Annotated in this window: 9 protein-coding genes; 8 read left to right on the forward strand and 1 reads right to left on the reverse strand. The window is 68.1% G+C overall.

Going from position 1 to position 13,597, the window contains the following annotated elements; all coding sequences use genetic code 11:
- Nucleotides 1-7: 7 nt before the first annotated feature.
- Together C8C99_RS12300 and C8C99_RS12305 are read left to right on the forward strand one after the other, a co-directional pair.
- Nucleotides 8-1,771 carry a hypothetical protein gene (locus tag C8C99_RS12300; protein WP_108625900.1) on the forward strand — a complete coding sequence of 588 codons (1,764 nt, stop codon included), beginning with the start codon at nucleotides 8-10 and terminating at the stop codon, nucleotides 1,769-1,771.
- A gap of 118 nt (nucleotides 1,772-1,889) precedes the next feature.
- Nucleotides 1,890-2,561: a histidine phosphatase family protein gene (locus tag C8C99_RS12305; protein ID WP_056648163.1), complete on the forward strand. Its 672-nt coding sequence runs from the start codon at nucleotides 1,890-1,892 to the stop codon at nucleotides 2,559-2,561.
- Between the two features lie 88 nt (nucleotides 2,562-2,649).
- On the opposite strand, the gene C8C99_RS12310 is transcribed toward C8C99_RS12305, so the two are convergent.
- Entirely contained in the window at nucleotides 2,650-3,501 is an 852-nt protein-coding gene (locus C8C99_RS12310) for a creatininase family protein (RefSeq protein ID WP_056648160.1), read from the reverse strand.
- Between the two features lie 64 nt (nucleotides 3,502-3,565).
- Here C8C99_RS12310 and C8C99_RS12315 point away from each other — a divergent pair, with 64 nt between their 5' ends.
- The 6 genes from C8C99_RS12315 (at nucleotide 3,566) to C8C99_RS12340 (ending at nucleotide 13,593) form a co-directional block, all read left to right on the forward strand.
- Entirely contained in the window at nucleotides 3,566-4,318 is a 753-nt protein-coding gene (locus C8C99_RS12315; protein WP_056648157.1) for an alanyl-tRNA editing protein, read from the forward strand.
- A 301-nt stretch (nucleotides 4,319-4,619) separates the two neighbouring features.
- Entirely contained in the window at nucleotides 4,620-8,459 is a 3,840-nt protein-coding gene (locus C8C99_RS12320) for a DUF748 domain-containing protein (protein ID WP_108625901.1), read from the forward strand.
- A 217-nt stretch (nucleotides 8,460-8,676) separates the two neighbouring features.
- The gene (locus C8C99_RS12325; RefSeq protein ID WP_199226389.1) at nucleotides 8,677-10,932 is read left to right on the forward strand and encodes a protein-disulfide reductase DsbD; all 2,256 of its coding nucleotides are present in this window, start codon (nucleotides 8,677-8,679) and stop codon (nucleotides 10,930-10,932) included.
- Between the two features lie 63 nt (nucleotides 10,933-10,995).
- Entirely contained in the window at nucleotides 10,996-11,610 is a 615-nt protein-coding gene (locus C8C99_RS12330; protein ID WP_056648151.1) for a thioredoxin family protein, read from the forward strand.
- Nucleotides 11,611-11,650: 40 nt separating this feature from the next.
- Nucleotides 11,651-12,166, forward strand: a complete 516-nt coding sequence (locus tag C8C99_RS12335) for a CoA-binding protein (protein ID WP_056648147.1) — start codon at nucleotides 11,651-11,653, stop codon at nucleotides 12,164-12,166.
- A gap of 104 nt (nucleotides 12,167-12,270) precedes the next feature.
- Nucleotides 12,271-13,593 (forward strand): O-acetylhomoserine aminocarboxypropyltransferase/cysteine synthase family protein, encoded by a 1,323-nt coding sequence (locus tag C8C99_RS12340; RefSeq protein ID WP_108625902.1) that lies wholly within the window; start codon nucleotides 12,271-12,273, stop codon nucleotides 13,591-13,593.
- The last annotated feature ends 4 nt before the right edge of the window (nucleotides 13,594-13,597 follow it).

The raw sequence follows: 13,597 nt of genomic DNA on the forward strand, positions 1-13,597 counted from the left end.
AGTGTCCATGGCAAGCCAACCACCGTCCGGCTATCGCTGGGGCCTGCGCGCGGTCATCGCGCTGCAGTGCCTGCTGATTTTCGCGTTCGTGTACCAAGGGCTGTCCGCCCCGGGGCCCTTCGGCCCCCGGCTGCCCGCGGTGCAAGGCGACACCCTCTGGCTTGAAAGCCACGGGGCACTCCACCAGTTCGACGCCAATGGTCGGCGGCTGCAGCAGATTCCCCTGAGCGAGCTGAAGATTTCCGACGGCCCGACCAGCCTGCAGTTCACGCAAGCGCAGGTCTTCTGGGTGCATGACGACAGCCGTGTGCACCGCTGCGACCTGCAGCAGCGCCAGTGCCTGCCCGTGGAACTGGCCGGGCTGGACAGCCGCCGAAGCTACCGCTGGGTGCGCGTGAGCGACGATGAGTCGGAGATCATCGTGTCGGACGCCTCGCACCACCGGGTGTTGGTGTACCGGCGCGATGCCGTCACGGCCCGCTACACTCTCGCGCGTACCGAGACCGAAGGCCTGCGCTTCCCCAACCAGACGCTGCAGGTAGGCCCGTCGATGTGGGTGGCCAACACCAACCGTCACGAGATCCTGCAGCTGCACACCGGCCCGGACGGCAAGGCGGCACGGCAACCGCACACCATCACCTACCCCGACTTGCGCCCCGGGCGCTCGTTCCCCTTTGCCATGGCGCAAGACCCGCGCGGGCAGTTGTGGGTGCTGGTGGCGGGCCCCAACATGCAGAACGCCGACCTGCTCATCATGAACCCGCAGTTGCGGCCCGAGCGGGTGATTCCCCTGGCCCCCAAACAAGACCCCAACGCCATCACCCTGTTCCAGCAGCACATGCTGCTGACCGACATGAGCAATTTCCTGGTGCGCAGACTGGACCTGTATGGCCGTGTGCTGGGGCCCTTTGGGGATGCCAGCTTCCAGGCCGAGCTGGAAGCCGCACGCAACCAGGCGCAGTGGTCGCGCCGGTTGCCCACGCTGCTGATGTCCAGCATTGGCGTGCTGCTGCTGGTGGCCTTGTGGCTGGCCTGGAAGGCGGGCGAATTGCGCCAGTTGCGCGGCACCGCCTGGCGGGCCGATCCGGCAGCAACGGCGGCCGAAGACGAAGACGACGACACCGCCCCCACCGGCCCCTCGGCAGCACCCACCGTCACGGCGACCACCACAGCGCCCGCCCTGGAGCGCGGCCAGGTCACCATGGTCAAGGCACTGCCCGGCAGCACCCGCACCCGCCGCCGCATGTTGCTCGTCACGGACGCCGTCGTGCTCCTGGCCATCGGGGCCCTGGTCTACTGGGCTTGGCCCCAGTTCTACCAACACGACTGCGCCCCAGGCAAGGCCTGCGCACCCTGGATGCCCTATGCCTTTGCGACGCTGGCCCTGCTGCCCTTGATCCCCTCCATTGCCGTGCGGCGCAGGTTGAAGGCGCTGGAGAGCATCCGCATCGGCACCGATGGCGAACAGGTGCAGGCCCGCGTGGGCAAAAAGCACTACCAGGCCCCGGCCGATCAAGTCACCTGCACGCGCCAGCAGCTGCTGATCGGCCTGGGCACGGTGCCTCTGCGGCTCAATGGCCAGGCCCTGTTTGACGAAGAGGCGTTGCGCCACAACATCATCAACCGCCTCCCCCAGATGCACATGGCCGACAGCCCCTGGCATCCGGGATGGCTGGTCCACTACTGGAAACGCGGCGGCTGGCGCGGGCGCGCCATCGTGATCGGCATGGGAGCCCTGTGCGGCCTGTGGCTGGGGCTGATGCTTCGGTGAGCCCCTGGCACCGCACACCCCGGCAACTGCTGCAGCGCAGCATCGAAAACTCCCAAATTGATAGCACCGGTCGCAATAGCGACAAGCGCCCTGCGCCTTGCTCATCACAATCCGGTGCATGGGAACCCTCTACCTCGTGCGCCACGGCCAGGCCTCGTTTGGCGCAGATGACTACGACGTGCTCAGCCCCCGCGGCCGCGAACAGGCCGTGCGCCTGGGCGAATACTGGCGAGCCCGCGGGATGGCGTTTGACGCCGTCCTCACCGGCACGCTGCGCCGCCACACCCAAACGCTGGAAGGCATTGCCGAAGGCCTGCAGACCACGCCCGATGCGCTGCAGTTGCCGGGTCTCAACGAATACGACAGCCACGCGCTGATCGCTGCCATCCACCCCCAGCCCCTGGGCCCGGCCGACACGCCCGAGCGCTACCGCGCGCACTTCCGCATCCTGTGCGACGCGCTGGCGCAGTGGATGGCAGGCGTCATCAGCCCCCAGGGCATGCCCAGCTGGAACGAATTTTCAGCCGGCGTGCGCAGCGCACTGGACCATGTGCGCCACCACCACGCAGGCCAGAGCGTGCTGCTGGTCAGCAGCGGCGGCCCCATCTCCACGGCCGTGGGCGAGGTGCTGGGCACGGCGCCCGAAGTGACGATTGCGCTGAACATGCGCATCCGCAACAGCGCGGTGACGGAGTTCTCCATCTCGCCCAAGCGATTGATGCTGCAGACCTTCAACACACTGCCGCACCTCAATGAGCTGGAGCATGCGCAGTGGGTCACGCACGCCTGAGCGCCGACATTTCGGTTTTTTGAGCCTTTCAGGCCGCTTGCGCTAGTGGATCATGCGCCAGAAGCTATCAATAAGATAGCAACTCGAATCAACCCAGGTCAGGCCCGCTCGCCAGGGTAGATAGCGGCAGTGCCTGCAGTTCCTGCAGCAGCGCCACCAGTTGCTGCGCTGCAGCGTCCACCACCGCCCGCCCCTTGTCGGCCGTGGCTGCGGCCGCGTCACCCACGGCACCCGCTGGGTGGTAGTCCTGCATCTGCCAGCCCAGCTTGGCGCTTTTGCCGTTACCCAGGATGGCGTAGCGCTCCGACCGGTCTTGTGAAGTGGAGCGGAAGTTCTGCGCCTGTTCCATGCGCACCGTGGCGGGCGCCAGGTGCAGCATCATCGATGTCTCGATCTCACCCGCATGGATGCCAAAGCGGTGCTCCTGGGCGCTGAACTGGCCCGCCACCGCATCGGGCAGCGGCAGGCTGAACCAGCTGGCGCTGTAGACGATGAGGTCGCAGCGCGTGCGCAGCTCGCGCGCCACGATGTCCATCACGCTCACCTGGCCGCCGTGGCCGTTGAAAAGCAGCAGCTTCTTGATGCCCGCGCGGGCTACGCACTCGCCAATCTCGGTCCACAGCGCAATGACTGTAGCGGGCGACAGCGTGAGCGTGCCCGGAAAGCGGATGTGCTCCGGGCTCAGGCCCACGTTCTGCGGCGGCAAGAACAGCACAGTCAAATCCGCAGGCAGCTGCGGTAGCGCGGCATCTATCACACCCTGCAGCAGCGTCGCATCGACCGACAAGGGCAGGTGCGGCCCATGCTGCTCGACGGCCGCCACGGGCAGCACGGCCACCACCTCTTCAGCCCGCCCGCTGGCCTTTAGCGCCGCGAAATCACGGGTGGACAAGTCGGCCCAGAAGCGGGAGGGCAAGGGAGTCAATGCGGCAGAAGTCATGCGTGCATGGTAGCGGCGCTGTTGGCGTCTGGGAAACGGCCCGCAGCGCCGCTAACATGCCACCATGACCCAAGACCTCTTCCGCCAAGACGCCTACCTGCGCGAATGCAGCGCCCACATCACCGCCGTCACCGATGCCGGCATCGTGCTGGACCAGACCGTGTTCTACCCCCTGGGCGGCGGCCAGGCCGGTGACAGCGGCGTGCTGGTGCTGGCAGATGGCACGCAGATCACCATTGCAGACACCCGCAAGGGCAAGGACGCCGAAGGCAACCCCACCAGCGACATCGTCCACGTCCCCGCCCCCGGTCAGGAAGACCGCGTGGCGCAGCTCAAGCCCGGTACGGCCGTCACCGCCCGCATCGACTGGGAGCGCCGCCACCGCATGATGCGCCTGCACACCACCAGCCACCTGCTGTGCCACGTGGTGCCGCAGCTGGTCAACGGCTGCTCGATCACGCCCGACTACGCGCGGCTGGACTTTGCGATGACCGACCCGCTAGACAAGGAGCAGCTGACCACCGCCATCGCCACCCTGGTGGCCGCTGCGCACCCGCTCACCGTGGCCTCGATCAGCGACGAAGAACTGGACGCCAACCCCGCACTGGTCAAGAGCATGAGCGTCCAGCCCCCGCGCGGCACCGGGCGCATCCGCACCATCCGCATCGGCGGAGAAGGCGACGCACCGCTAATCGATCTGCAGCCCTGTGGGGGCACGCATGTGGCCAACACGTCGGAGATCGGCGGCATCGTCGTCACAAAGATTGAAAAGAAAAGCGCCACCACCCGGCGGGTGGTGCTGGGCTTTGCCCAGTGAGCGGAGCGAAGAGCGCTTTTCTTTGGGGTGGAATCATTTGCACGCAGTGCAAGTAAGGCCGCACCAAAAGCCCTGGCATCAACAACCACCCGCAGGGTGGTGCTGGGCTTCGCCCCGTAAGCGGCGCCCGCCCCCACTGTCAACAATCTTGAGCCACCGCAGCCCCCGGTTGCATTGGCTTACGCAGGCAGGCGGACAACGGGGACAATAGCGCCCGCGCGCAGCACCGGCCCGTCATCCCTCGGGCTGCGGTGACCGGTTCTTCCTCCCGGGGCTGCGGCGCCTACCCTTGCCTGCCGCCATGCCGATCTCCCTGCGCTCCGTCTCGTTTGCCACCCTGCGCCAGCACCGCTGGTTCCGCCCCGCCGTCCGCGCGCTGGTGGGTCTGATCGCCCTGTGGCTGGTCACCTGGCTGGCCATTCCACCGCTGGTCAAGGGCCCGCTGGAGCGCATCGCGTCCGAGCAACTGGGCCGCGCCGTGACCATTGGCAGCATCGACTTTCAGCCCTGGAGCCTCGAATTGGCCCTGCGTGACGTGGCCGTGGCGGGTGCCAACGGTGCGCCCCCGCAACTGACCATTGGCCGCGTCTATGCCGATGGCGAGCTGCAATCGCTGTTTCGCCTGGCGCCTGTGGTGGATGCCTTCACCATCGACAACCCGGTGCTGCGCATCACCCACCTGGGCGACGGCCGCTACGACGTGGACGACATCATCGCCAAGGTCATCGCGCCCAAGAGCGACCCCGAGCCCGACCAAGGCCCCGCGCGCCTGGCGCTGTACAACCTGGCGCTCACAGGCGGCAGCATCGACTTCATCGACAACACCATCAGCGAGACCCACGAGGTGCGCGCGCTGACGCTGAAAGTGCCCTTCATCAGCACCCTACCCTCGCAGCGCGAGGTGAAGGTGGAGCCCCACTTGGCCTTCACGCTGGACGGCAGCCGGTTTGACTCGTCCGCCGAGGGCACGCCTTTTGCACAGACCGGCAAAGCCGACGCGCAGATTCGGCTGGATGGGTTGAACCTGGCACCCTACCTGGGCTACCTGCCCGCCAACCTGCCCGTAAAGGTGCAAAGCGCCACGCTGGATGCGGATGTGAAGGTGGCCTTCGAGCAACACCCGCGCATGGCCGTGAAGCTGAGCGGCACCGTGCAAGCCAGCGGTGTGCGCATGGCCGACCGCCAAGGGGCCGACCTGCTGAGCTACGAGCGCCTGAAGATCGACATGGCCGATGTGCGCCCGCTGGAGCAGATCGTGCGCCTGCAGCATGTGGAGCTGACGGCGCCGGTGGTCACGGCCACGCGCGATGCGGCGGGCCAGATCAACCTGGCACAACTGGCGGCGCCTGCACAGCCTGCAACACCCGCCAAGGACAGGACCACCGCATCTGCCGACGCTGCATCTGCTCCAGTGGCCAGCGCCAGCACAGCCTACGCCCCTGCATCCTCCGCCTCTGTGGGTGAAGGCAAAGGCAAAGCCAAGGCCAAAACAGCCGCCCCCGCCTGGGCGGTCGAAGTCGCCACGGCCGCCGTGCGTGGCGGCACCCTGCGCTGGGCCGACGCCACCACGCGCCCTGCCGCCGCCCTGCAGGCCACCGAATTTGCGCTGGAGGCCGCCGACATCGCCCTGCCGTTTGCCAAAGAGAATGCCAAGCCGTTCACCTTCAAAGGTGGACTCAACCTGCAAGGCAGCACGCTCAGCTTCACTGGCGAAGCCACGGACCAGAAGGCCCAGGTCAACGCCACCCTGAACGCCTTGGCCTTGCAACTGGCCGCGCCCTACCTGGCCCAGGCGCTGGAGCCCACGGTGACCGGCCAACTCAGCGGCGATGTGGGTGTGCTGTGGCAAGCCCCCACGCCACAGGCCACGCAGACCGGCGCCACGGGCGTCACGCTCAAGGCGGGCCCCCTGGCGCTGGAGCAACTGGCCGTCAAGCAGGGCAAGACCACCTTGGCCAGCCTGGGCAAGCTGGAGATTGCGGGCGCCGAAGTGCCCCTGGACGCACGCACCGCCACGCTGGAGCGCTTGGCCATCAACCAACCGCAACTGGCAGTGGAGCGCGGCGCAGATGGCCGCTGGATGTTTGAACGCTGGCTGAAATCGGAGAAGGCCGCCCCCGCCGCGCAAGGCAGCGCCACCGCAGCCGCTGACCCAGCCCCCACCAGCAATGCCGCGCCCTGGAAGCTGCGCGTGGCCGACTTCTCCGTGCAGGGCGGCACGGTCACCCTGGCCGACAACGCCCAGCCGCGCCCCGTGGCGCTGGACCTGGCGGCCCTGGGCATCACCGCCCGCAACCTGGCCAGCGACGGCAGCAAGCCCGAGGCCTTCACGCTCACCGCCCGCGCCGCCGCGCCGGGCAAGGGCAGCAACAAGGCGGCGCCCGGCACGATCGACTACCAGGGCACGCTGGCCCTGCAACCGCTGACCACCCAGGGCAAGCTCGACGCCACCCGCCTGCCGGTGCACGCACTGGACGGCTACCTGGCCAGTCAGCTGTCGGTGGAGCTGCTGCGCGCCGACGTGGGCTACCGGGGCCAGGTGGCGCTGGCGCAGACGGACAAGGGAGTCAGCCTGCGCCTGAGCGGCGATGCGGTGGTCGAAGACTTGCGGGCCAACAGCACGGCCGCCTTCACCCCCAAGACCGAGGCCCAGGTGGGTGAGGAACTGCTGGCCTGGAAGAGCCTGAACCTGCGCGGCCTGGCCGTGGCCACCACCCCCGGCACCGCGCCGCGCGTGGAGGTGAAGGAAACCAGCCTGGTCGATTTCTTTGCCCGCATCACGATCAATGAGGCGGGCCGCATCAACCTGAGCGACATTGCCAAGACCCCGGCCGAGGCCCAGGCTGCCAATGCGGCCAGCGCTGCGGCCAGTGCGGCCACCCCTGCCGCATCGGCGCCCGCCGCCACTGCATCGGCAGCGACATCCGCCCCCTCTGCAACCGTGGCCCAGGCCGACCCGTTGGCCCCCGTGGTCGTGTTTGGCCCGGTGAGCCTGGTCAACGGCAAGGTGCTGTTCTCGGACTTTTTCATCAAGCCCAACTACTCGGCCGACCTGTCGGAGCTGACCGGCAAGCTCAGCGCGTTCTCGTCCGAAGCGCGCGGCGGCGATCCCGTGCTGGCCGACCTGGAGCTGCGCGGCCGCGCCGAGGGCTCGGCATCGCTGGAAGTCACCGGCAAGCTCAACCCGCTGGCCAAACCACTGGCGCTCGACATCACCGGCAAGGTGCGCGATCTGGAGCTGCCCCCGCTCACACCGTATTCCGTCAAGTACGCCGGGCACGGCATCGAGCGCGGCAAGCTCAGCATGGACGTGAACTACAAGGTGCTGCCCAATGGCCAGCTCACCGCCAGCAACCGTCTGGTGCTCAACCAGCTGACCTTTGGCGAGCCCGTGGAGGGCGCACCCAACAGCCTGCCCGTGAAGCTGGCCGTGGCCCTGCTGGCCGACCGCCAGGGCGTGATCGACCTGGACCTGCCCATCAGCGGCTCGCTCAACGACCCGCAGTTCCGCATCGGCCCGGTGATCTTCAAGATCATCATCAACCTCATCGGCAAGGCGCTGACCTCGCCCTTCAGCCTGCTGGCCAGCGCCTTTGGTGGTGGCGAGGAAATGAACCATGTGCCCTTTGCCCCCGGCAGTGCCACCCTGACGCCCGAGGCGCAGCAGAGCCTGGACAAGGTGGCCAAGGCCCTGGCCGACCGCCCCGCACTCAAGATCACCGTGACCGGCACGGCCAGCCTGCCGGACGAACGCGAAGGCCTGCAGCGTGAGCACCTGCAGCAGCTGGTGCTGGCTGAAAAACGCCGCGCCAACCCGGCGGATACCGCCCCGGTGTCGGCCACCGAGTACCCCGCCCTGCTCAAGGAGGTATACCGCCGCGCCGACATCCCCAAGCCGCGCAACCTGGTCGGCCTGGCCAAGGACCTCACCGTGCCCGAGATGGAAGCCCTGCTGCTGGCCCACCAGCCCGCCACCGAGGCCATGGCCGCCGAGCTGGCCACCCAGCGCGGCCAGGCGATCCGCGCGTACCTGGTGGCGCAAAAGCTGCCGGTGGAACGCCTCTTTGTGGCGGCCCCCAAGTCGGGCAAACCGCCCGAAAAGTGGACCCCGCGTGCGGATTTGAGCCTGGCGACACAGTGAGCAACACCCCCTGAGTCGCCTACGGCGCCTTCCCCCTCTCTCGCTACGCGGGAGGGGGACGCCCCCAGCGCGGCGGGGCGGCCCTTGCGCGGGGGCCCTGGTACTGGCCACGCCAGTTTCCACGGACATGGACGGCTCCAAGCACAATGGTGGATCGAGAATCGAAACGGCGGCAGCGCCGGAACCAATCCCGCCCCGCCCGCTCCCACATTGCACCATGCCTTCACGCCTGTTCCACCGCCTTGCAGCCACTCTCTTTTTTATAGCTGCCAGCGCTTTATGGACTAGCGCTACCGCCCAATTGGGCACCAAAACGACCGGCCAGGGCACCAGCGTGGTCACCACGCCCTATGTGCGGGCCGAGCTGCTGGCCCATGCGCCCCAGGGCGTGGCCCCCGGCCAGCCGCTGTGGCTGGGCCTGCAGATCACCCACCAGCCGGAGTGGCACACCTACTGGAAGAACCCCGGCGACTCCGGCCTGCCCACCGACCTGGCCTGGACGCTGCCCGCAGGCCTGGACGCAGGCGAAATCGCCTGGCCGCTGCCCAAGAAGATCCCCATCGGCACGCTGGCCAACTATGGCTACGAAGGCACGGTACTGCTGCCCGTGCCCGTGACGGTGGCCAGCACCTATGCCCCCGGGCCGCTGGCCAAAGATGCCACCATCAAACTGCGCGCCTCGTGGCTGGTGTGCCGCAAGGAGTGCATCCCTGAAGAGGGCGAGTTCACGCTGCAGCTGCCCATTCAGAGCACCACGGCGCTGAACGGCGACGCGTTCGAGGCAGCGGCCAAAGCCCAGCCCCGCTCCGTGCTGGCAGGTACCAACGGCATCGTGCCCCACAGCCAGGCGCAGATTGCAGATGGCAATCTGCTTCAAGTCAGCGTGCAGGGCCTGCCCGTGGCGCTGCGCGGCAAGACGCTCGACCTGTTCCCCGAAACCGCCGAGGTCATAGACAACGCCGCCGGCTGGAAGCAGGCCTGGAACGGCAGCGTGTGGACCGCGCAGATTCCCCTGTCTGCCCAGCGCAGCGCCAGCCCCAGCCTGATGCCCGTGGTGCTGGCCGAGCAGGCGGCCGCAGGCCATGGCGCCGGCCCCGACACCCGCACCGGCTACCGCGCCGAGCTGAAGGTGCTGGGCACCTGGCCGCAGGGCGCGTCAGCAGCTGCGGTGTCGCCCGCGCTGGAGGCAGCGCTCAAGGCCAACGCGGCGCAGGCAGGCGGCGCGGCAACGTCGGCCGCAGGCTCTGGCGCCTCGTCCCTCACCCTCACTGCCGCGCTGCTGGGCGCCTTGCTTGGCGGGCTCATCCTCAACCTCATGCCCTGCGTGTTCCCGGTGCTGGCGATCAAGGTGGTGGGCTTTACCCAGCACGCGCAAGACCGGCGTGCGCACCGCGTCAGCGGCATCGCCTACACGGCGGGCGTGGTGCTGTCGTTCATCGCCCTGGGCGCGCTCATGCTGGGCCTGCGTGCGGCGGGCGAGGCCGTAGGCTGGGGCTTCCAATTGCAGTCCCCGGCCGTTGTCGCCTCGCTGGCGGCGCTGTTCACGCTGATCGCGCTCAACCTGGCGGGCGTGTTCGAGTTCGGGCATTTCCTGCCGTCCTCGGTGGCCAGCCTGCAGGCGCGCCACCCGGTGGCCGACAGCTTCCTCACCGGCGTGCTGGCCGTGGCCGTGGCCTCGCCCTGCACCGCGCCGTTCATGGGCGCGTCCATGGGCCTCACCGCCACGCTGCCCGCGCCCCAGGCGCTGGCCGTGTTTGCGGCGCTGGGCCTGGGGCTGGCGCTGCCGTACCTGGCGGCCAGCTTGGTGCCCGCCGTGGCGCGCGCCCTGCCCCGCCCCGGCGCGTGGATGGACACCTTCCGCAAGCTCATGGCCTTCCCCATGCTGGCCACCGTGGTCTGGCTGGTGTGGGTGCTGGGCCAGCAAAGCGGCATCGATGGCGCAGGAGCGCTGCTGATCCTGCTGGTGGGGCTGTCGCTGGTGGTGTGGGCCCTGTCGCTGGCCGGGCGTGCGCGGGTATGGATGGCCACGGTGTCCATCGCGGCGATGGCGCTGCTGGTCTGGGCGTTTGCGCCGCACGTCACCAACGTGTCCAACGCGCAAGCCGCCAACACACCGTCCGCGCAAGCCTCGGCCACCGGTTGGCAGCCCTGGGCACCCGGCGCGGCCGATCAGATCGTGGCCAGTGGCCGCCCTGTGTTTGTGGACTTCACCGCCGCCTGGTGCGTGACCTGCCAGTACAACAAGAAGACCACGCTGGCCCACGCTGACGTGCTGGCCGACCTGCAGACCAAGAACGTCGCCCTGCTGCGCGCCGACTGGACGCGCCGCGACCCCGCCATCACGGCCGCCCTGGCATCGCTGGGCCGCAACGGTGTGCCCGTGTACGTGTTCTACCGCCCTGGCAAACCGCCGGTGGTGCTGACCGAGGTGCTCAGCGTGGACGAGGTGCGCGCCACCATTGCCCAGTTGTAGGTCGCGCTGCCAGCCCACCTTTCCGCTTTCGACCACCCGCCAACCCCTTCAGGAGACCCTGCCATGAAGCTGCTTCGCCGTACGTTGATCGCCACCGCCGCCCTCGTCGCCCTGGGCGCCCAGGCCGCTGCCACCGTGGGCCAGCCCGCGCCCGACTTCACGCTCAAGGACACCAGCGGAAAGACCGTGCGCCTGTCGGACTTCAAGGGCAAACATGTGGTGCTGGAGTGGACCAACCCCGGCTGCCCCTTTGTGCGCAAGCACTACGACAGCGGCAACATGCCCGCCACACAGAAGGACGCCACCGGCCAAGGCGTGGTGTGGCTGTCCATCAACTCCACCGAAAAAGCCAGCAGCGACTACCTGGAGCCCGCCAAGCTCGCAGCCTGGAAGACCGAACGTAAAGCCGCCCCCACCGCCGTGCTGATGGATGAAGAAGGCACCGTGGGCAAGAACTACGGCGCGCGCACCACGCCGCACATGTACATCGTCAACCCGCAGGGCATGCTGGTGTACGCAGGCGGCATAGATAGCATCCCCTCGGCCCGCCCGGCCGACATCGAGAAGGCCACCAACTATGTGAAGGTGGGGCTGGCCGAGGCGCTGGCGGGCAAGCCGATCTCGGCAGCGACGACTGCGCCGTATGGGTGCAGCATCAAGTACAAGTCGCCGGCCTGACCCTCCGCTGCGAACCCGAGGGCATGCGTACACTGTTTGCATGCTCCACACCCCCGACACCATCAGCACCCTGCGCCACCTGCTCACCGCCTGCCGCACCATTGCGGTGGTGGGCCTCTCGCCGCAGTGGCACCGCCCCAGCTACTTTGCCGCCAAGTACATGCAGGCGCATGGCTACCGCATCGTGCCGGTCAACCCGCTGGTGGCGCGTGATGGCGGGCAGATCCTGGGCGAGACGGCCTACGGCAGCGTGACCGAGGCGGCCGCCGCCCTGGCCGCGCAGGGCCAAAAGATCGACATGGTGGACTGCTTTCGCAAGAGTGAGGACATCCCGCCGCTGGCCGAGGAGGCCGTCGCCATCGGCGCACAGTGCCTGTGGCTGCAGCTGGGGGTTTTCAACGAGGCCGCAGGCCTCCGTGCTGAAGCGGCCGGGCTGCAAGTCATCCAGAACCGCTGCGTGAAGATCGAACACGCGCGGCTGTTTGGTGGCCTGGGCTGGATGGGCGTGAACACCAAGGTGATCAGCGCCAAGCGCTTGCGGCAGCTGCCTTACTAGCAAATTGATAGCTATCAGCGCATATTGCACTAGCGCTTGCGGCCAGTTTCATTCAAATTCCTTCACCCAACCCTCTGCGCAGCACTGCGGGCTGCGCCACCGCCATGACCGAGCCCACATCCAACGGCGCCGACCGCCACTTCGGCTTTGGCACCCGCGCCATCCACGCCGGGGCCCAGCCCGACCCTGTGACCGGCGCGCGCGCCACGCCCATCCACCAGACAACCAGCTTTGTGTTCGACAACGCCGAGCACGCGAGCAGCCTGTTCAACCTGCAGACCTTTGGCAACGTCTACAGCCGCATCAGCAACCCCACGGTGGCAGTGTTCGAGGAGCGCATCGCCAGCCTCGAAAACGGCCGCGCCGCGCTCGCCTGCGCCAGCGGCATGGCCGCGCAGATGGCGGCGCTGCTGGCCATTTTGAAAACCGGCGACCACATCGTGGCGGCCAGCACACTCTATGGCGGCACGGTGGGGCAGCTGGGCGTGGGCTTTGGCCGCTTGGGGCTAGAGACCACGTTTGTGGACCCGGTCGACCCCGAAAACTTTGCGCGCGCCATGCGTCCCAACACCCGCGCCGTGTATGGCGAGACCATCGGCAACCCACTGGTCAACGTGCTCGACATCGCAGCCGTGGCCGAGGTGGCGCATGCGCATGGCGTGCCGCTCATCATCGACAACACGGTGGCCAGCCCCTACCTGTGCAACCCCTTGCAGTTGGGCGCCGACATCGTGGTGCACAGCGCCACCAAGTACATCGGCGGCCACGGCACGACCATGGGCGGCGTGGTGGTGGAAGGCGGCAAGTTCCCGTGGGACAACGGCAACTTCCCCGAGATGGTGGAGCCCAGCCGCGCCTACCACGGCGTGAAGTTCTACGAGACCTTTGGCGACTTCGGCTACACCATGAAGGCGCGCATGGAGGTCAACCGCACCTTCGGCGGCGTGCTCTCGCCCATGAACGCGTGGCAGCTGCTGCAGGGCGCCGAGACGCTGCACCTGCGCATGCGCGAGCACTGCCGCAATGCGCTGGCCGTAGCGAAGTTCTTGCAGAGCCACCAGCAGGTGGCCTGGGTCAACTATCCCGGGTTGGCGGATTCGCCGTACTTCGACCTGGCGCAAAAGCAGTTCCGCGCGGTGGACGGCGCGCCGGGGGCCTCGGGCATCCTCACGTTTGGCGTGAAGGGGGGCGCTGCGGCGGGCGAGAAGTTCATCGACGCCTGCGAGTTTTTGAGCCACCTGGCCAACATCGGCGACGCGAAGACGCTGGTGATTCACCCCGCATCGACCACACACCGGCAGCTGAACGAAGAAGAGCTGGCCCGCGCGGGGGTGAGCGCGGACATGGTGCGGTTGTCGGTGGGGATTGAAGACCTAGACGACATCCTGTGGGACACCGACCAGGCGCTGGGGCGCGCAGCGGGCTGATCGC

The organism is Acidovorax sp. 107, from assembly GCF_003058055.1.
Classification (GTDB): domain Bacteria; phylum Pseudomonadota; class Gammaproteobacteria; order Burkholderiales; family Burkholderiaceae_C; genus Acidovorax.